This window comes from Pelolinea submarina (assembly GCF_003966975.1).
In the GTDB taxonomy this organism is placed as follows: Bacteria; Chloroflexota; Anaerolineae; order Anaerolineales; family Anaerolineaceae; genus Pelolinea; species Pelolinea submarina.
In genome coordinates this window covers 2,972,704-2,992,342 of sequence record NZ_AP018437.1, presented here as the reverse complement: position 1 = coordinate 2,992,342, position 19,639 = coordinate 2,972,704, and the positions used below count along the sequence as shown (strand labels likewise).

Genomic DNA, 19,639 nt, shown 5'->3' with positions numbered 1-19,639 from the left:
TTTACGGTTTTTCAGCTAAAGTAACACTCACTTTCATTTCTTTTCCATCGCGCTGAATGGTCAGGCTGACCTCGTCGCCGATTTGGTAACCGGAGATGGTGCTGGCCAGTTCATTGATACTGCCGACCTGGGTCTTATCTACAGCGGTGATGATATCGCCGCCAACCAGGATTTCCTGTCCGTTGATTTCCAGGGGTTTATAACTGCCGCGCAAGCCGGCTTCGTCCGCCGGGCTGCCGGCGCTGATCTGCTCAACCAACACGCCTTGCGGTGTGGTCTTCAGTCCCATGGCGGAAGCGATTTCATCGGTCATGTCCACACCCTTAATGCCGAGCCAGGCGCCGCTGGCTGTTTCTTCAGTTTGCGTGGTATTGCTGCCGTTCTCGGTTCCGGGCCGTGCGGCCAGGGTCAGCGAGGTTGTGTTTTCCTGCCCGTCGCGCAGGTAGGTAATCTCAATGGTTTGGCCGACATTGGTATAACGCGCCAGGTAAGCGGTCAGGTCTTCAAAATCGTTGATGGCATTACTGTCCACGGCCGTGATGACATCGCCGCCTACGCGGGCGTCCTGCCCGTTGATGGTAGCGGTGCGATCGCTGCCCTGCAGGCCGGCCGTTTCAGCAGGCGTGCCGGAGTTGACGTCGATAACCAAAGCGCCGCGTTGGGTGATATCCATATCCATTGCCTCGGCTAATTCGGGCGTCAGGTCGGTGCCGCTGATACCGATATACGGCTGCTGGTAGAAACCATCCTGAATCAGGAATGGCACGATTTTCTCGACGATGATGGACGGAACTACATAACCCACACCGGAGTTGGCTCGTACGGGGCTTTCAATAGCCGTGGTCACGCCCAATAGCCTTCCGTTGATGTCTACCAACACACCGCCGGAGTTGCCCGGGTTGATGGCGGCATCGGTTTGGATGACATCCGGGATGGTGTAAGTAAGGGTTGTGCTGGAATCAAGCGACAATGAACGCCCTAATCCGCTGATGATACCGGTGGTCATGGAACTGCTCAGGCGGTAAGGGTTGCCAATCGCGACAACCAATTGCCCTACTTTTGCCTGGGTGGAATCCGTAACCTGAATGGGGGTCAATTCCGCTGCCGGAACATCGACTTTCACGACTGCCAGGTCGCTGGCGGAATCGCTGCCGATTACTTCACCCGCGACACTGGTGCCGTCGGAAAAGATTACACGGATATTGTCCGCGCCGTTAACCACGTGGCTGTTGGTGACAATGTGGCCTTCGGTATCCCACACAAAGCCGGATCCTGCGCCGCTTTCCTGGTATTCCTGTTGGTTATTATCCTGGTTCTCATCCTGCGGTAAACCGAAATCAAAGGGAAGACTAGGCAGTGAAGGCGTATTCTGAACCACTGTGGACGTGACTTCGATGCTGACCACTGAGGGCAGCACCGCATCATAAATGGCTTCGTAAGAGGCTTGCAGCCCTTCCAGGCTGGGAGCTTCCACAGGGTTCTGTACCGCTTCAGTTGCGGCCGTGGTGGGGCTTTGGCTCTCTGCTGTGGGGCTGGCCGCTTGAGCTGAATCGTCGGGGAGATTAACCTCGGCGGCGGTATTACAGGCTGCCAGTCCAACAATCATTAACAGACTGATCATACTTATAACAATTTTCTTCATTCGTACCTCCAAGTACATATCCGCAAGGATATTATTTTTACAAACTCTTTCGAAGAATTAATTTACTCCAATCCCATTATTATGCAGTAAGAGTTTTGTAAAATCCCTGTAAATATTTTAAAAAGCGAATATAGGTATAAAAGGAGTGCTTCATTTATAATACGCATAATCATAAAAACAGAAATAAGAGGTCGGTTTATGGCAGTATCAAGCAGAAGTCCAATAATTGGGTTGGCGTTAGGCGGGGGCGGCGCGCGTGGTTTTGCTCACATCGGTGTGTTAAAAATCTTGGAAGCCGAGGGTATCCAACCACAACTGCTGGCCGGCACCAGCATGGGGGCTGTTATTGCGGCGTTGTATGCCGACGGTATAAATGCCAGAGAGATTGAAAAAATTGCGTTAGGCATGAGTAATCTCAACAATATCGGGAACATGGTCAAATTGCTGGATGGTAATTTAGCCAAGTTTAAAAACGTGATCAGTAATGATGCCATTCAAGAATATCTGACGGAAATGTTCGGTGGAAAAAAAGATTTCACCGATTTGAAAATACCGCTGGCTTTGGCTGCGGTGGATGTGCTGCATGCTTGTGATGTGGCGCTTCAGGAAGGGGATTTGATTGAAGCCATTAGCGCATCCATGGCGCTGCCCGGCATTATTGCTCCGCTGCAGAAAGGCGATACCCTGCTGGTGGATGGCGGTTCTCTCAATAACGTGCCCGCCGACCTGGTGGATAGCATGGGCGCCGAGGTGACGGTAGCGGTGGACGTCAGCCCGGATGTGACCAATATGGCTTTCTGGAGCGAGCAGCACATTCCAGGCATTGCCCTGGCCAATTGGCGCACCAACGCTATCATGGTCTCCAATTTCACGGCTGCCAAATTGCGCAAGGCCCGCACGGACTTGATTATCCGGCCGGATATCGACCCGCAAATCACCACCCTGTCCGGCTTTACCAATGTCAAGGAATTGGTGGACGCTGGCGCCAAAGCAGCCCTGGACGTTTTGCCCGAACTGCGTAAGCTGGCAAAACCGCGCCTGTATCTTAAAGATCCGAAAATCGAGAAAGCCGAACCGGCGTTGCTATAAACCTTTGTTCTTGGAAGGAAATAAAACAGGGAAGCCTTTTCATGGCTTCCCTGTTTTCCATTGGGCTAGTTGTAGAAACCCTGTTTCTGAATGGCACGGTTGATCAGTGCCGAAGCGATTTGAGAGCCTTCTTCCAGGTAAAGCTTGGTTGCCTTGGCCGGTTTGGCTTTATCCAGCTTGATGGGGTGAATCAAGCCTTCCAGGCTGCGGAAGAGAATCTTACGTTTTTGCTGCTTGTAGGTCAGGTTCAACAAGGTCTCAATTCCGAATCCCGAGTGGCGGATTTCTTCCACAAGGGGCAGGAAATCACTGCGCCAAAGCGCGCGCTGGCCGGAAAGCGGGCGGAAGGGATCGAAATACTTGACCATCATGGTGGAGTATTTCGGATCGCCGATTACCATGTCCGCTTTACCTTCCAACAGCGGTTGAATTAGCGTTTGAATGTGCCGGCTTTCGACGTTGCTCAAGTCGGCATCAAAGAACACCAGGATGTCTCCGCTGGCGCGCAGAGCGCCCGCTACCATGGCATGGCTCTTTCCCCGGTTTTGACTGAAGAAGATCGGCACCACTTTCTTGTTTATTGCGGCGGTTTGGATAACCGCGCTGGTGTTGTCGCTGGAGCCATCGTCTATTACGATGATTTCATCCACCTGCTCACAGGCGCTCAACGCGCTTAGGATATCTCCCAACGTGCCTTCCTCGTTGAATGCGCTCACAACCATGCTTACCGGGTGTCCATCAATACGTTTCTCGATCAGGTGTGACTCGCGAGCGTCCGGCTGGTATTGGAACAGGATGCGTGCATAGCGCTTTTTTTCTTTGAAAAGTGCAGGGTTAAAGTGCTCTTCGTAATACCGGCAGACTTCTTCGAAATTCTGGAATTCGCGTGAGAACAATGTCTTCAGCAGCTGCCATTTACGCATGCCGCCCTTTCCAACGAAATGCTGCGCAGTCTGGCTGAGCGGTGTCAGATAGTTCTGGTAGGCGTAGTTGGCAAACTCCAGTGTGGGCAGGACATTGTCGGTGATATCGATGTAGTCCTTGCGTACCAGGTGATAATCGCCCGCGCAGCGTATGTACTCCCCTTCAACGTGCGAACCACCGAAACCTTTTTGTTCATTCTGCTTGAAGATGCCGGAAACCAGCAGGTATCCGCCCGGACGCAAATGGCGCACGCTCTGCGAGAAACCCATGTCCATGGCGAAATATCCCTGAGATTCGCTCATCAACACCAGGTCAAATTTCTCCGGGCTGTTGAAATTTTCAATACCGGTATTAATGAAATGAATACCCTCGGATTCTGCGGTTTCGAAATATGCCGCGTGGTTGCGGTCGGGCGAGATGGCAGTCACCTCGTACCCTCTGGCTTTCAGCGCGCGGGCGTTGTCGCCTATGCCGCATCCGATGTCCAGGATGCTGTGTACGTCCGCGGGGATCATTTCCAGTAATGTTTCTGTGTAGCGCTGCTGCGCCCTGCGGATGCTGTCCAGATCAAGTTTTTCTTTCTGCTCCCAGAAGCCATAGTGTAAGGAATCAAGCTTCAGCACCTCGGTGCAGAAGAAAAGTTCTAAGTTTAGTTCGGGTTTATCCCATGAAGCAATCTGTGTCATTTCGACCTCCAAAGTTGTTTTCAGCGATTATTGCCGAATGCACATGTTCGGGCATCCTCCATTTGTGGGGGAGATCGGGTGAAATTAATGGGGGATAACAGGAGCGAAAATGGGGGATATGGGTTAGATCAATTCAAGCAGGCGCGCTTTTTCCAATAATTCTTGCCGGCCGTGTACGTCCAGCTTGCGGTGGATGCTTTTCAGGTGGGTGCGGACGGTGCTGTAGGAGATAAATAATTCACTTGCGATTTGCGGCCCTTTCCGCCCGGCTGCCAGCAACTTGAGCACTTCCATTTCACGATCGCTCAACGCTTCCGGCAGAATACTGGCGGGAATCCTGCGGCTGCCATTCTCCGCCGCGCTGGCATTGCGCAGCAGGCGCATGATAAAAGCGGGTGATTCCATCGAAAGCTCCGGGACTAATTTCAGCACCGGTGCCGGTTCCTCCAGGAAGACGCGCTGGTATTCTTCAGGTGCGGCGATATGCACGGCCCGCTTGACGCAATCCAGCGCCTGGTTGTGTTTCTCGCTCTGCTCCCAAACTACCGCCTGCTGAAGATAAATATTGATCAGCCAGCGATAATAGCCGCGCCGTGAGGACTGCTTTTCCATCTCACGCAGCAGCTTTCCGGCAGCGGCAAACTCGCCATTTTTAATCAGGTAGCGGGTATAAACCAACAGGGATTCCATATTGATGTAATCAGGTTTTTGGGTGAGTATCAGTTTTTCCCGCCGTACCCAATGCTCGACTTTGAGCATGTTGCCTTCAGCCAGATTTAAATGGGTTTCCCAGGCGTTCAGCCAGCTTTCATCGCTCAAGGATGCGTTACCGGCTAACTTCTGTGCCTGGTGGATTAAGTCCATGGACAGGTCGGATTTACCCAGGGCGTGGTAAACCTGGGAGGCGTAGTAATTTGAGAAAATGAGGTTGAGGGTTACTCCCGATTTCTGAGTGAGTGCCAACCCATGTTCCGTGAGTTGCTGCGCTTCTTCCAGCTGATTGGCTTCCAGAGCCAGGCGTCCCTGCCAGGAGTACATACCGCCCAAAGCCGGATCCTCTGCGTTGGCGCTGTGCTGCAGCGCTTTTTGGCAAATTTCAACGGCTTCCCCCCGCTGCCCATTGAAGTGCAGCGCCGCGACCAGGGAGTTGGCGATCGCATAATAGAAGGTCTTGCCGCCCACCGTTTTGCCGATGCGCAGCCCTTCGTATAGCGTTTCAATGGACTTCCCGATGTGGTCGATGCGCTTTTGGGTTTCCGCCTGCGCCCACAGGGCCATCAGGTTCCAGGCACTGCGGTTTTTAGGAAGCAGGTGCTGGGCTGTTTTGGCTTGTTTCAGTGCGCTGTCATATTGGCGCGTATACATCACATCCGTGAAGGCTCGCAGCGCTGCCAGCTTTCCCCGTGTAATTTGCTGGCTGCCTTGCCTTTCTTTGTCCTTGCCTTTGATGGGCGAGGTTTTAAGTAAATCTTCGGCGCGTTCGGCTAACATCAGCGCTTGGACAAAATCCCCTTCCAAAGCTTTGATCCAGCCCTGATAGACCAGTAATTCGCTGCGCGGTTGGAATCCGATCCGTGACCATTCTGCCAGCCACTGTAAGATCGCGGTGAGGTTTCCGTTGAGGATGGCCTGTTCGCAGGCTGGTTCGATAATTTGCAGCGCGTTGCTTTCCTGTCCGGTGCGCAGGATGCAGTCTACCGCTTCGTCCAGGAATCCCTGCTGTTCGAACCACATGGCAGCTTTGAATAGAATTCCCTGTTGTTCTTCCGCGGCACATTTGGATAAAAGAAAATCTCTGAATAGCGGGTGGTAGCTGAACCACCCCGGCCTGTTTTCAACCGGGAAAATAAACAGGTGGTTGTCCAATAATTGTTGCATCAGCGTTTCAGTGCCGCGGTTTTTAACCGCGCTGCGGCACAATGCGGTTGAAAATTGGTCCAGAACACTGCTGTGCAGCAGGAAATCTTGCAGGGAGGGTTCAAGCTCTCCAAATACTTCTTCTTCGAAATAATCGGCCAGGAAACGCTGGGCACCGTTGAGGTGCGCGATTCCCGGGCTATCTTCGGTCAGGAGTTCCATGTCCAAGAGATCGACGGCCAGTCGCAGTCCGGCAGCCCAGCCGCGGGTCTTGCGTTCAATGCTCTTCAGATTCCGGGCGGGAATTTCCTTGCCGGTTTCCAACTGAAGGAATTCCTTGATTTCTTGCGGATTAAATTTCAGGTCGCCTTCATTGATTTCGACCAACTGGTTGTAGGCGCGCATGCGCGAAACCTGCAATTCCGGCTGGCGGCGGGAGATGAGCACCACGACCGCACGCGGGTTGAGCTGTGTAGCCAATTCAAAGAGGAAATCCTGAATACGGGTGTTGCTTACATCATCCAGACGATCAAAGACCAGCAGGAAGGTTTTCTCGCGTTTCTGGATATTCCGCACCAACAGGCTGATTTCTTCAGCTTCTTCGACAGCCATTCCCCTCTGAGCGGGCTGAACGGGCGCATCAATCTGCAGGGCTTCCCGCAGGCCGCTGACGAATACCGGCAGGTCGTTGTCCTTATAATCCAGATTGAACCACAGGTGTTCGATGTGGTTGCCGGAGGCCCAATTGGCAATCAGGGTGGATTTACCATACCCGGCCGGAGCGGAGATCAGGAATAGGCGCGCCTTATTCTTTAAGCCATCCATCAGCATGGATTCCAACCGTGAACGCTGGATCAAATCCCCCGGCAGGCTGGGAGGGGTAAACTTTTGGATGGAAGGGCTCATGGCTTCGCTGGTTTCCTGTCTCTCTTATCTTTTTCTTTCGTCAAATTGTTCTTTTTCGGAACAATAATCTATTCAATCATATCAGTAATGCTTGGTAGTGTTCAACGGCCTTTGGGAATAAAAAAGGGTGTGCTGCGCATGTATTCACGGTAGCTTTCCCCGAACCGTTCCAACAATTCCTTTTCCTCAACCAGCTTGATATACAGGATGAATAAGCCTGCGAAGACCATGGAGAACACCACCATGCTGAGGGAGGCCATATAAAAGGATAATCCCAGGTAGGCCAGGCTGGTGCCGAAGCCCATCGGGTTGCGGCAGTATTGGAAGGGGCCGTGCACCAGAAGCTTTTGGGTGGCAATAACCGGTATGGGTGTACCCCTGCCATTCACAATCTGGTCGCCGATTGACCACAAAGCGAAGAACAAACCGATCAGCAGGAAAATACCCCCCGCGGCTTTCCAGATCAGGTTGACCGGGGTGATTTGTAATCCCCACTGGCGATCCAAAGCTGTTCCAAAGCGCAGGAAAAAAAGAGGAATCAGCAGGACGAAAATGGTAGCGCCGCACAGCGTAGCTGCTATTCGCAGGGGCAGGGGATATGCTTTATCGGCCCATTTTTTATAAATGCTCATCGCTCAACCTTTAAAAACAGGATTCCTTATCTTATCCCAAAGTGTAATTTTCTGCATTTCCCTGCCAAATACAAAGTGGCGGGTGAAGGCTGCAGCGCAATAAAGGTCGAATCCGGGGGTATTGCCGTTGTTTTTCCGGCATTTTTGCGCAATATAAGTCAGGATATTAAATCGTGATTTGACTATCATGATGGAAAAAGGAGAGAAAATGTCAAAGCTAATTAATTTAGATACCATTGGGAAAGTGCATGCCGGTGAGGAGGGTTACAGCCTTGAAATCTTCGAACCGTATCGGGATGCATTGGACGGCTTGGAGCAGTTCAGCCATGTACTGATTTTTTGGTGGGCTGATCGCTGCGACCAGGCAGCACTGCGTAAAACCACACTGGTAGACTTACCCTATGCCCCCGGATTGCGTAAAGGTGTATTCGCTTGCCGTTCGGAACGGCGTCCCAATCCGCTGGCGCTGACCACCTGTTACGTCTTGCAGGTGGATGTGGAGAAAGGCTTGGTAGTCCTGCCCTGGATTGATGCCCTGGACGGATCGCCCCTGCTGGACCTGAAGCCTTTTATCCCAAGCTCGGACCGTGTGCGCGATTTTCATGTCGCTCCCTGGATGGCCGATTGGCCGGAATGGATGGAGGAAGCCGCTGCCTATTTTCAGGAGCATGCGGTTGATTTTGGCGAATAGTTTTCATACAATCCACCTTCCTCCAGGAAGGTGGATTGTATAATTCCCGTAATAAGCAGGAGAGGCATTATGGAGATGGAATTCATTTCTCAACCGGCAGTAATTCTGATGGGCATGAGCTTTTTTGGCGATCCTTTCAAGGATGCCGGGGATTGGAGCGAAAATAATGAAATTGGCCGTTTGAGCCAGCGCTTTATGGATTTCATGGCTGCCTCCCATGTTTCACTTGAGGGCATCCTCGCCAGCCGGGATTTTTACGAAGTCCATATCTATAACGCGGAAACTGAGGCCAAGGGCCTTTTCGAAGTGTTCGTAGGATACCCAATTACCGCCTTGAATGAGGTTCCCTTGGAATTGTCCTGCAAGCTTCTGCCCGCCGGCCAATATGCGCAAGTCAATCTGCGGGGAGAAACCATCATCTCGGATTGGTATAAGGATCTTGACCGCGACCTGGCGGATCGGGGTTGGCAGCGCGGCCGGCCTTTCTTTTTTCAGGTGTATGACCGGCGCTACAAAGGTATGGATCGTATTGCCGAATCTGAATTGACCGCCTATATACCGGTAGAACCTCGCCAAGCATAAAATGGATGACCAACTGAACGCCATCTGCAGGGCGTTGGACTTCATTGAACAGCACCTGAAGGAAGATATCCGCGTGGAGGACATGGCTGAATGCTGCGGTTATTCGCTGTTCTACTTTATCCGCTTGTTCAACCAGACTGTCCATTTGACCCCTTACGATTACCTGATTCGCCGTCGATTGGCGGAAGCTGCCCGGGAACTGATCAAAACTAAGCGCCGCCTGGTGGACATCGCGCTGGATTATGATTTCCAAAATCCGGAAACCTTCGCCCGTGCGTTCAACCGTGTTTTTCATACCCCGCCGAGCCAGGTGCGTAAGAGCGGTGTTTTGGATTCGCGCCTGATCCAGCGGGCTTGCGGCAGAAATCAATTATTGTATTATCGCGATTATGGTACTCCGAAGGCGCAGCAGTGTACCCACCCGCAGATATTGCTCGCCGGCTCTCCTTTTGACTCCGACCTCACGGTTGAGATGGTTGAACAAGTTGTTGCCCGGCTGAACCCCTTTTACCCGGAGATGCGCGAATTTATTTGGATAAGTACTTACTCATCTCATTCTTTCGACCGGCAGCCTGCTTACTTCGCGGGCGTGGAGCTTCATGATTGGACTGCGCTGCCCACAAATTTATATGCCAGACGGCTGCCTTCCGGACATTATGCCTGTTTCCGGCAGCGGGATTTGCTGGAGAACCTGGGCCATATCCGTGCTTATGTTTACCAATCCTGGCAGGCCAATACCACTGAGACGATCAGCTCGAAAATTGAAATATTCCGCTATTCGCTGAGTAAAAATTCCCCATCCACTGAATTAATTCTGCCGTTATTTAACAATAACGATTCAAGTTTTTAGATACAATAATAAGTATGTTTAGTAAAGAGGGTGAACCTTGCCAGGTCCTATTGGACGGCGGTTATTTCAGCGATTTGGTCTTTACCGGTTTGCCGGAGTTCCCGCGTCTGGGTCACGAGATCTATAGCAAAAATTTTCACATTCTTCCCGGCGGGGCTTACAACACGGCGGTTGCCTTGCAGCGCCTGGGGTTGAAAACTGCCTGGCCGTGCCGTTTTGGCGTCGATCCGTTCAGCCAGTATGTCAAAGATCATGCCATCGCCGAAGGTCTTGACCCGGTTTATTTCACCGAAACGGATGAACCCTCCCTGCGAATTACGGTAGCTTTTTCCATGGATTCGGAGCGTGCCTTTTTGAGTTATTGCGATCCGGTTCCACCGCTGCCGCTCGCTGATTGGCTCCAGGACCTGCAGCCGAATTGGCTGTGTGTTTCTCATTTAGCTTACGGGCAATCCTATCTGGAACTTTTTTCGGCCGCGCACGACCTGGGTACCAAGGTCTTCATGGACTGCCAGGCGCATAACTACACATTGGCGGATGCCGGGATAAAAGATGCCTTGCTGCAAGTGGATGTGTTTGCGCCCAATGCGGAAGAAGCCCGGCGGCTAACCGGCCAGGCGGATTGCGAAGCGGCTCTGGAAACGCTGGCGGAATTAGTCCCCCTGGTGATCATCAAGATGGGCGGCGAGGGCTGCATCTGCCGCCAGGGCGATCTGGAGCTGCGCGTACCCGGCATCCGGGTTCAGGTGGTGGATACTACCGGCGCGGGCGATAACTTCAACTGCGGTTTTCTGTGCGGCCAGGTGCGCGGCTTTTCTTTGGCTGATTCCCTGCGTATGGGCAATATTTGCGGCGGGCTTTCCACGCAAGGTTATGGCGGTACGACAACATCTCCCACCTATAACCAGCTTAAGCACTTTTTAGACAGTCTTTAAACTTTCTTACTCCCACTGAAAGAATAACAATGAATATAACTGACAATACAATTTATGAAGCCTTGACGCTTGATGCCCTGGATGCAGACGGTATCGAGCTGGAGCAGGTTGATTTTGTAACTTGCCAATTCAAACACTGCCATTTCAGTGAGGCGCATTTTAAACGCTGTAGTTTTCGTAATTGCACCTTTGAAGACTGCAATATGGAACTGATGCATGTGGACCGGTGTATTATAAAAAGCTGCCAATTCACACGCTGCAAGCTGATTGGAATAGACTGGACTGCCGCTTCCTGGGGCAAACAGGAGATGGCCCAGCTGATCAAGTTGATCAATTTTCAGGAGTGTGTGCTGAATTACAGCAACTTTATGGATTTAAAGCTGAAGGGCATTGAAATCATCGATTGCCTTGCGCTGGAAGTGGACTTTTCCAACACGCTCCTGCAGAAAGCCAAATTTCGCGGAACCGATCTGGAACGCGCCATTTTCCGCAACACTGACTGCCGCGATGCGGATTTCCGCGGCGCGAAAAACTACGCCATTTCCCCCATGATTAACAACATCAGCAAGGCTCATTTCAGCCTGCCGGAGGCCATGTCCCTACTGTACACCATGGATATCAAGTTAGGGGAGTAATTATTTTCATTGATAAATCTATATATCTGTGTTTATCTGTGGTTTCATTTCTAAATTAAAAGGCGGCACCCAGGTGGATCGCTCCTTGCCTGGGTGCCTGAGAAAAAAATGAAAAAAAAGGGGGATGGCTAAGAATCGCGCCGGCTGCAGATAGCGGCTGGCGAATTTGGCTGAATGAAAAGCTCAGCCTGACTGGGTAATTCCTGCGAACATTCCCTTGGCATTGGTAAAGTTCATTTAATATAGTACTTATTGCGATGCTTGTTTGCTGCGGTGTTACCTCCTTAATTATTTCATAAAAAGGACGTGCTCTCCTCCTCAAGAGAGACGGCGTGATGATTGCATGTTTAAGTTGTAAAGCTACAAAAAAACCACCCGATTTTTGTAAGGGTGGCTTTTGAAAATCCGTATCCGTTTTACCTACGCTCGGATAAGCCTGACCCTTAATTGCCATTGGCCCTTCTGAACCAGGAGAAGGGCGCTGCTAATTGCCAGAAGTGCGAAAGTTACTGAGTTCATTATTTGTGTAGTCATTTTGTACTAAATTTCCGCAATTATACATAAAAAAGCTTGCGTGTCAAACGCAATACCCATTGCAGGTTCTTTTTAATCACGCATACCGGTCACGACGGCCTGACCGGGCAGGTGGATCAGCCCCTCTTCCGCTCGTCCGATGGATTCCAGCTGCTTCGGTTGATTGCCGGCCACCCAGGCGCAGTACGCCGCTGCCAGGGTGTTCAACTCCGCGCTCGAATAAAGTTGTTCCAGCGGCAGCCGATTGTGCAATATGCGGTGGCGTGTAATTTCTTCGAAAAATTGCATGCCGTCCGGCACCGGCAGGCCGCACATCCCCAGCACTAACTGGCGTTGGATGTTGCCCTCCAGCGAATCCTTCTTCAGTGGTTCGTGCCCCAGCAGGTTCCAGAAACTGGCTTCACCCCGGCATTCGAATAATTGCCTTTCCGCATCCTGGTGAGGGTAGACTTGATATCCCAATCCCTCCAGTTCCTCGTACAGCCGGAATCCCAGCTGCATCCAGCGCGGGCAGCGTTTGAGCGTACCGGGAGTGTGTTCGAAGGACACCCCCCGTTTAGTCAGCTCAGCTTCAGCCGTGCGTTTGCGGTTGGTCGTTTTATCCTGTCCCGTTTCGCTTTTCTTGCGCGGAGGCCTCGGCGCGTTTATGGCAACCAGCGCGTTTTCCTGCCCGGCCAAAAAGGCGAAAGCATCCTGCAGCTCACCAGTGCCCAGGGAACGAATCACACGTTCCGCGTCGATCACTGCGAAAGTGAACGGACGGCTGCGATCGGGGCAGACTTCGACGCCGATGAAAGAAGAAAAAGGTATGGACATGATGGTTAAGTTTAGAATGATTCGGAAAAGAATGCAACACAATTTCAAAGATTGACCTGCGTTATAATGCAGGCACAGGTGATTATAGGTTATTAATCGATGGATGAACCCACACTGATCAATGCGTCACAAACCGGTGATCTGGATGCTTTTAATCAACTGGTGCTGACCTATCAAACCCAAGCTTATAATCTGGCACTGCGTTTTCTGAATGACGAGGACGCGGCAGCTGATGTTACCCAAATATCCTTCATTGATGCTTATCAGAATATCAAATCCTTCCGCGGCGGTTCCTTCCGCGCCTGGCTGCTGCGCATCGTCACCAATAATTGCTACGACGAACTGCGCCGGCTGAAGCGCAAACCGACCCAATCGCTGGATGGATTGGATCCCCAAACGGATGAGGAGTTGGACGATCCGTTTTGGATGAAGGATGATGCCGATCTACCCGAAGAGCAGGTAGAGCAAAAAGAATTGGAGCGGGTCATCCGCCGTTGTATTCAAAGTCTGCCGGAGGATTATCGCTCTGTAGTTTTGCTTGTGGATGTCAACGGGCTGGATTACAAATCTACAGCCCATTCGACCCGTGTGCCGGTCGGTACGGTGCGCAGCCGCCTGGCGCGCGCCCGCCAGCGCCTGCAGGATTGTCTGCGGGATGCCTGGGAACTTCTGCCCGAGAAATACCGTCTAAATGATGAGGGTAGCGCATGAGCAGAAAACCGCAATTGAACCGGCATGAATGGCTGCTGCTCTCTGCATATCTGGATGGGGAGCTTTCCAATCGCGAAAAGCGCCAGGTTGAGGAATGGCTGCAGAACGATCCCGCCAGCCGTACAGCGCTGGAGGGGCTGCGCCGTACCCGTCAGGTGCTGCGCCACGCACCGCAAAAACCGGTCCCGCACAACTTTACCCTGACCCCGGACATGCTGCGCAAACCGCTGCTGCCTTCTTTCTCCCGTATGTTCAGTTATTCCGCCGCGTTGGCCGGCCTATTATTGGTGGCTGTCCTGGGCATGGACCTGTTCGGCAGCATGACCAGCCCGCAAATGGCCAGAAACGCGTCTGAACCTGTCATGCAGACTTTCAAGACTACCGAGGACACGGCCGCGGTTGAAAAGGCTGCACCCCAGATTATCTATTGGGGAAATTCCGGGCCGCTGATGGGTGCGTATGGCAAAGGCGGCGGTGGAGACGGTAGCGGCATGGCTTATGGCGTAGGCGGTGGCGGTGGCGGAGGAGCGCCTATTGGTGGTGGCGTGGAATCGGAGCCGTCTATTCCTATGGAACAGGTTCCTTTGGAAGAGACCTTACCGCTCGAAGAAGCGGCGCCAGCCCCGGCCGAGGCATTGCCGGAAGCCGGCCAGATGCAGCCTGAACAAACCGCTCCCGCGGAACAAAGCTTGTTGGGGGCAACTCCCATGCCGGAGGTGCCGGAGGCTGAAGCCCTGACAGGATCCGCACCGGATTCCGGGGCGGTAGAGCCAGGCAGCAGTCCTATCCTGGGTATCCGTCCGGCTGACCAGCAGGGCAGGGTCGAACCGCAGACGCGCGTGCAGATGCAGACCATACCGGAAGTGCAATCTCAATTACCGCTCCGCAAAGCTGAAATTATTCTGGCTTTGCTGGCGATTTTGCTGGGATTGGCGGCTTTCTTCTCACGAAAATTATCCGGTTGATCCCCTTAAAAAGTGCTCAAAAAAATCCGCTGGAATAATCCCGCGTGCTATAATTAGAACAATCTTTCGGTTTAAAGAGAATCATGGCTCGAAAAACGACAAAAAAAACAACTTCCAGAAAAAGCACCTCATCGCGTTCTTCACGTGCAACCAGCCGGAAACGCGCATCTTCCAGTAAATCCGGCGTCTCCCGTCAACTTCGCAGAATTTCCGGAGAACGCAAGCTGGATATTCTGGGTGTGCTGTTATTAATTTTCGGTGTCTTATCCCTGTTGGGTTTCTTTGGCGGCAGCGAATCGTCTATCACCGGGGCAATCAACCAATTCCTGGGGCGGGTGGCCGGTTTTGGCGCCATCCTTTTTCCCCTTTTGTTGATCTTCCTCGGATTGTGGTTCCTGGTGCGCAATGAGCAGCGTTTCCCCATGCTCTCTGCCGAGCGCATGCTGGGTGTGGTACTGCTCTATCTGAATATTCTCAGTTGGCTGCACTGGTTTGACGGCGGCGGCTGGGCTTTAGCCAAAGCCGGGCAGGGCGGCGGATACCTGGGCGCGATCTTTGAGCGCCTGCTGGTTGTCGCGTTGGGCGAGGTAGGCGCTGCGGTGGTGCTGGTTGCCTGGCTGCTGCTGGCGCTGGCTTTCACATTTGACCTTTCCATTCCGGATCTCTTCCGTAAAATGACCCAACCGGCGGTAAAAACCGGCGAATTCATCGCGGAAAAATCCAATAAAGGTATGGAGACAATAAGAGGGGACGGCGAGATATCTCCGGCTCAGAAACCCAAGCCAATCTTCCGTAATGGCAGTACCTCTCCACAGGGTTTTACCCCATTGGACGGCAAGCCGCTCAAAAAAATGGCGGGGAAAAAAGGCGATGCGGTTCCAGCTGTTTCAGAACAGGAAGCCAAGCCGGCGGTCAGCGGTACCCAGATGGCGCGTATTTTCCAATCTTCGGAGAGCGGTCTGGAATGGAAGCTGCCCAATGTGGATGAGATTCTCAATCCGGCTATTAAAGCGGTTGTGCGCCAGAATGTCGATCAGGACCGCGCGCGTGTCATTGAAGAAACGTTGGAATCCTTTGGCGCTCCGGCGCACGTGATCGAAATCCATCGCGGCCCGACTTTCACGCAGTTCGGCGTGGAACCTGATTTAATCCAAACACGCAACGGACAGATGCGCGTGCGTGTCAATAAAATAACTTCCCTGTCGGACGACCTGGCTCTGGCTTTGGCTGCTTCGCGCATCCGCATCCAGGCGCCGGTTCCCGGCCGTCATTACATCGGCATTGAAGTACCCAATGAAGAGACTGAGCTGGTTTCCCTGCGCGAGGGTGTGGAAAGTAAGTCTTTCCAAAAACTCAACGCTTTCCTGCGTTTTGTACTGGGTAAGGACGTGGCCGGCAAACCCGTGGCAGTCGACCTGGCTACCATGCCGCACTTGTTGATTGCCGGTACCACCGGCTCCGGTAAATCGGTCTGCATCAATGCCATTCTAAGCTGTTTGCTGTTGGACCGCACGCCCAACGAATTACGCCTGGTGATGGTGGATCCCAAGCGTGTGGAATTGACCGGTTACAACGGTATTCCGCACCTGCTCACGCCTGTGATCGTCGATATGGAAAAAGTGGTCGGCACCTTGCAGTGGATGTCGCGTGAAATGGACAGCCGCTATAAGAAATTCGCCGAGGTGGGCGCGCGCAATATCAGTGACTATAACAGCAATCAACCGCAGAAATTACCTTACATCGTAGTGGTGATTGATGAATTGGCCGACCTGATGATGATGGCACCCGAGGAAACAGAACGCAACCTGAACCGCCTGGCGCAGTTGGCGCGCGCCACCGGTATTCATGTGATTATTGCCACCCAACGTCCTTCAGTGGATGTGCTCACCGGCATGATTAAAGCCAATTTCCCCTCGCGTATCTCCTTCACCGTGGTATCCGGCGTGGACAGCCGTGTGGTACTCGACCAGCCCGGCGCGGAGCAATTGATGGGCCGCGGCGATATGCTCTTCCAGGCGCCCGACGCGCCCGCGCCCAAACGTTTGCAGGGTGTGTTTGTCTCCAATGAAGAAATTCAGCGTCTGGTGCAGTATTGGATCGACCAGAAAAAAGCTTTGATGGAAACTGATCCACAGGCCGCGGAAAAGATGCCGGAGAAAGTCTATCCCAGCGCCACGCTTACCCAAACGCCTTTATTCGATAAAGCCCCTGAACCGGATGAGGACCCCATATTGGAAAAAGCTATCGAGCTGGTACGCCAGGAAGAACGCGCTTCCATCTCTATGCTGCAGCGCAAGCTGGGTATCGGTTATACCCGCGCGGCCCGTATTGTGGACCGTATGGAGGAGAAGGGCATCATCGGTGAATCGGATTCCGGCAGCGGCGTGCGCCCCGTGCTCGATTTTGGGGATGAGTACACCGAGGAAGAGGAATAGAAAAAAACGCTTTGATTCAAGTTTTATATGTAAAGATAGATTAAACCGCCTGAATTGTTTAGGCGGTTTTTTATTAACGTATTCTCCTCATTCAAGCAATGTTTGAATGGGAGAAAAGAAGGGGAGGCAGAGAGGGGTTAACCAAAAAGACCCCTTCTACAAGCCAGGGGTCTTCTTAGTTTTGTATTAATTTTCTCTAGATGCCGGCTGCCTTTTTCAGCGCTTCAGCTTTGTCGGTGCGTTCCCAGGTCAGATCCAGGTCATCGCGTCCGAAGTGGCCGTATGCGGCTACCTTTTGGTAGATTGGGCGGCGCAGGTCGAGGTCGCGGATGATGGCGCCCGGGCGCAGGTCAAAGTGCTCCTGAACCAGTTTACTGATTTCAGCATCCGGGAGCTTGCCGGTGTTGAAGGTTTCAACGTAAACGCTCACAGGTTCGGCAACGCCGATGGCATAAGCTACCTGGATTTCACAGCGGTCGGCCAGGCCGGCTGCCACCACATTCTTGGCTGCCCAGCGAGCGGCATAAGCGGCCGAGCGGTCTACCTTTGTCGGGTCTTTGCCGCTGAAAGCGCCGCCGCCGTGACGGCCCATACCGCCGTAAGTGTCAACGATGATCTTGCGGCCGGTCACTCCGGAATCGCCCATGGGGCCACCGGTAACGAAACGACCGGTGGGATTGATGTGATAAATGGTATCCGCGTCCAGCATGTCCGCCGGAATGATAGGCTTGATGACGTGCTCGATAATGGCCTTGCGGATTTCTTCTTGAGAAATATCCGGTGCGTGCTGAGTGCTGATAACGACTGTGTCCACACGCACGGGTTTGCCGTGGTTATATTCAACCGTAACCTGGCTCTTGCCGTCCGGGCGCAGCCAGGGCAAGGTGCCGTTTTTGCGCACTTCCGCCAGGCGGCGGGTCAGTTTTTGGGCCAGATAAATCGGCATCGGCATCAGGACAGGGGTTTCGTTGCAGGCATAACCGAACATCATACCCTGGTCGCCGGCGCCAATCGCTTCCACTTCCGCGTCGGTCATCTTGCCGGTTTTGGCTTCCAACGCTTTATCCACGCCCATGGCGATGTCGCCGGATTGTTTAGCCAGCGCCACCATCACGGCACAGGTCTGGTAGTCAAAGCCCTTATCGGTGTTGTCGTAGCCGATTTCTTTGACCGCGTCGCGCACGATCTGGTCGTAATTCAGGATAGCTTGCGTAGTGATCTCGCCCAGCAGCATAACGAAACCGGTCTTGGTTGCGGATTCACAAGCCACGCGTGAGCGCGGATCTTGTGCCAGACAAGCGTCCAGAACAGCATCGCTGACCTGGTCGCATAATTTATCAGGGTGGCCTTCGGTCACTGATTCGGATGTGAATAGATATTTTTCTGATTCCATCATTGTTCTCATTGTTTTTTGTTTACCTCCAAGGTTAAAGAAAAACTGCCCCTTCTGGGTTGGAGGGGCAGTCGCATACATAAAGATTGCGGTCCCTCTCATCTTCCAGAATTACCTTCTGCCGGAATTGGCACCTTTGGCCTGTGCTCATTGAGCACATGCTGCCAGGTTGCCGAGGTTTCACAGGGCCGATCCCTCCACCTCTCTGGATAAGAGAACCATCTGGGGCTCTAAGTTGTTAATGGACAAACTTATAACATAGGTTGAAAAGCATGTCAAATTGCCATTGGTGACATTCTACACTATCTATAAAAGTATTTGATAATAATTATGTAAGAACCGCTGACATCAGTCGTGTTTGATCATGAAAGAGTCAAAGTCGTGCACCACGGTACTGTTGGGAAAGGTGCTTTGTGCTTCTTTCTCGACATCCTTATCGCGATAGCGCCGCGATATGTGTGTGATGTAAAGCTGCTTGACTTCGGCTTCTTTGGCTAATAAAGCCGCGTCCTGGGCGGTCAGGTGCGAGAATTGCCTGGCCATTTCCACTTCGGTTTGCAGGTAAGTACCTTCGATCACCAGCCCGTCCGCTTTCCGGCAGTGCTCCAGCAGCGAAGCTGTTTCGCTGGTGTCGCCCACGATGACGAATTTTGTGCCGGTTTCATATTCGCCCAATACCTGTTCAGGGTCGATCACACGCCCGTCCGGCAAAGTGGTGCTTTGCCCGTTGACCAGGTCGCGCCGCCAAGGCCCTTGCGGAATTTGCAGAGCTTCCGCTTTTTCAGCCAGGAAGGGCCGTTTGCCTTCTTCCTCAAAAGAAAAACCAAAGCAATCCGGACCGCGGTGGTTGACCGGGAAAGCTTTGATTTTGAGGCCTTTTTCTTCGATAATGACCCCTTCACTTATAGGAATTAGTTTAATTGGAAAGGGAGCTTTAGCGCCGCGAATTACCACCCGGAACAACAAATCTTCAATACGTTCCAGCGCGGTCTTGCCGGCGTAAATTTCCAAATCCTCCATCGCTTCCCAACGTAAAAAAGTAGAAACCAGCCCGCCGATACCCAGAATATGGTCCAGGTGGCTGTGTGTTACCAGTAGACGGTTGATTTTGCGGAAACCTAATCTGGAGCGCAGAATTTGGCGCTGCGTGCCTTCGCCGCAATCGACCAGAAAGCGGTATTCATTATGGATAACAATTTGAGCGGGTAATCCGCGTTGCACCGAAGGTGCAGACGCCGAAGTACCCAAAAAATACAATTCAAACAATCGGGAGTAATCCTTTCAATTCAGGTGATTTATTTTACCTTATGGTGGTCGGACGAATCGGACAAAAATACTATAAAATAATATTGTTAT

General features: G+C 52.4%; 17 protein-coding genes and 1 riboswitch. Of the genes, 9 read left to right on the top strand and 8 right to left on the bottom strand.

Annotation, left to right across the window (positions count from 1 at the left end):
- Position 1: 1 nt before the first annotated feature.
- Complete coding sequence (locus Pelsub_RS13260) at positions 2 to 1,642, bottom strand: trypsin-like peptidase domain-containing protein (RefSeq protein ID WP_158675117.1); 1,641 nt, start codon at positions 1,640 to 1,642, stop codon at positions 2 to 4.
- A 198-nt stretch (positions 1,643 to 1,840) separates the two neighbouring features.
- Between Pelsub_RS13260 and Pelsub_RS13255 the strand changes: the two genes are divergently transcribed.
- Complete coding sequence (locus Pelsub_RS13255) at positions 1,841 to 2,731, top strand: patatin-like phospholipase family protein (protein ID WP_116225516.1); 891 nt, start codon at positions 1,841 to 1,843, stop codon at positions 2,729 to 2,731.
- Between the two features lie 65 nt (positions 2,732 to 2,796).
- Here the strand turns inward: Pelsub_RS13255 and Pelsub_RS13250 are convergent, their stop codons facing one another.
- From Pelsub_RS13250 to Pelsub_RS13240, 3 genes are all read right to left on the bottom strand, one after another.
- Positions 2,797 to 4,341 carry a bifunctional class I SAM-dependent methyltransferase/glycosyltransferase family 2 protein gene (locus tag Pelsub_RS13250; RefSeq protein ID WP_116225515.1) on the bottom strand — a complete coding sequence of 515 codons (1,545 nt, stop codon included), beginning with the start codon at positions 4,339 to 4,341 and terminating at the stop codon, positions 2,797 to 2,799.
- Positions 4,342 to 4,464: 123 nt separating this feature from the next.
- Positions 4,465 to 7,104, bottom strand: a complete 2,640-nt coding sequence (locus Pelsub_RS13245) for a LuxR C-terminal-related transcriptional regulator (RefSeq protein ID WP_116225514.1) — start codon at positions 7,102 to 7,104, stop codon at positions 4,465 to 4,467.
- A 101-nt stretch (positions 7,105 to 7,205) separates the two neighbouring features.
- Positions 7,206 to 7,736: a methyltransferase family protein gene (locus Pelsub_RS13240; RefSeq protein ID WP_116225513.1), complete on the bottom strand. Its 531-nt coding sequence runs from the start codon at positions 7,734 to 7,736 to the stop codon at positions 7,206 to 7,208.
- Between the two features lie 208 nt (positions 7,737 to 7,944).
- Between Pelsub_RS13240 and Pelsub_RS13235 the strand changes: the two genes are divergently transcribed.
- The 5 genes from Pelsub_RS13235 (at position 7,945) to Pelsub_RS13215 (ending at position 11,429) form a co-directional block, all read left to right on the top strand.
- A complete protein-coding gene (locus tag Pelsub_RS13235) occupies positions 7,945 to 8,427 on the top strand; it encodes a TrmO family methyltransferase domain-containing protein (RefSeq protein WP_158675116.1) in 483 nt (160 codons plus the stop codon).
- Positions 8,428 to 8,496: 69 nt separating this feature from the next.
- Positions 8,497 to 9,009 (top strand): GyrI-like domain-containing protein, encoded by a 513-nt coding sequence (locus Pelsub_RS13230; RefSeq protein WP_116225511.1) that lies wholly within the window; start codon positions 8,497 to 8,499, stop codon positions 9,007 to 9,009.
- Position 9,010: 1 nt separating this feature from the next.
- Entirely contained in the window at positions 9,011 to 9,859 is an 849-nt protein-coding gene (locus Pelsub_RS13225) for an AraC family transcriptional regulator (RefSeq protein WP_116225510.1), read from the top strand.
- 14 nt (positions 9,860 to 9,873) lie between these two features.
- Positions 9,874 to 10,794, top strand: coding sequence for a carbohydrate kinase family protein (locus tag Pelsub_RS13220; RefSeq protein ID WP_116225509.1), 921 nt, complete (start codon positions 9,874 to 9,876; stop codon positions 10,792 to 10,794).
- 29 nt (positions 10,795 to 10,823) lie between these two features.
- Positions 10,824 to 11,429, top strand: coding sequence for a pentapeptide repeat-containing protein (locus tag Pelsub_RS13215; RefSeq protein WP_116225508.1), 606 nt, complete (start codon positions 10,824 to 10,826; stop codon positions 11,427 to 11,429).
- Between the two features lie 55 nt (positions 11,430 to 11,484).
- Here the strand turns inward: Pelsub_RS13215 and Pelsub_RS13210 are convergent, their stop codons facing one another.
- Together Pelsub_RS13210 and Pelsub_RS13205 are read right to left on the bottom strand one after the other, a co-directional pair.
- Positions 11,485 to 11,883 (bottom strand): hypothetical protein, encoded by a 399-nt coding sequence (locus tag Pelsub_RS13210; protein ID WP_116225507.1) that lies wholly within the window; start codon positions 11,881 to 11,883, stop codon positions 11,485 to 11,487.
- A 152-nt stretch (positions 11,884 to 12,035) separates the two neighbouring features.
- The gene (locus Pelsub_RS13205) at positions 12,036 to 12,779 is read right to left on the bottom strand and encodes a DUF429 domain-containing protein (RefSeq protein WP_116225506.1); all 744 of its coding nucleotides are present in this window, start codon (positions 12,777 to 12,779) and stop codon (positions 12,036 to 12,038) included.
- Positions 12,780 to 12,878: 99 nt separating this feature from the next.
- Here Pelsub_RS13205 and Pelsub_RS13200 point away from each other — a divergent pair, with 99 nt between their 5' ends.
- The 3 genes from Pelsub_RS13200 (at position 12,879) to Pelsub_RS13190 (ending at position 16,890) form a co-directional block, all read left to right on the top strand.
- A complete protein-coding gene (locus Pelsub_RS13200) occupies positions 12,879 to 13,490 on the top strand; it encodes a sigma-70 family RNA polymerase sigma factor (protein ID WP_116225505.1) in 612 nt (203 codons plus the stop codon).
- Complete coding sequence (locus Pelsub_RS13195; RefSeq protein WP_116225504.1) at positions 13,487 to 14,455, top strand: anti-sigma factor family protein; 969 nt, start codon at positions 13,487 to 13,489, stop codon at positions 14,453 to 14,455. The genes Pelsub_RS13200 and Pelsub_RS13195 overlap by 4 nt, the downstream gene beginning before the upstream one ends.
- A gap of 83 nt (positions 14,456 to 14,538) precedes the next feature.
- Positions 14,539 to 16,890: an FtsK/SpoIIIE family DNA translocase gene (locus Pelsub_RS13190; RefSeq protein WP_116225503.1), complete on the top strand. Its 2,352-nt coding sequence runs from the start codon at positions 14,539 to 14,541 to the stop codon at positions 16,888 to 16,890.
- Between the two features lie 196 nt (positions 16,891 to 17,086).
- Here the strand turns inward: Pelsub_RS13190 and metK are convergent, their stop codons facing one another.
- Together metK and Pelsub_RS13180 are read right to left on the bottom strand one after the other, a co-directional pair.
- A complete protein-coding gene (gene metK, locus Pelsub_RS13185; protein WP_116225776.1) occupies positions 17,087 to 18,283 on the bottom strand; it encodes a methionine adenosyltransferase in 1,197 nt (398 codons plus the stop codon).
- A gap of 95 nt (positions 18,284 to 18,378) precedes the next feature.
- Positions 18,379 to 18,499, bottom strand: a riboswitch (SAM riboswitch).
- Between the two features lie 132 nt (positions 18,500 to 18,631).
- Positions 18,632 to 19,549 (bottom strand): ribonuclease Z, encoded by a 918-nt coding sequence (locus Pelsub_RS13180; protein WP_116225502.1) that lies wholly within the window; start codon positions 19,547 to 19,549, stop codon positions 18,632 to 18,634.
- Between the last annotated feature and the right edge of the window lie 90 nt (positions 19,550 to 19,639).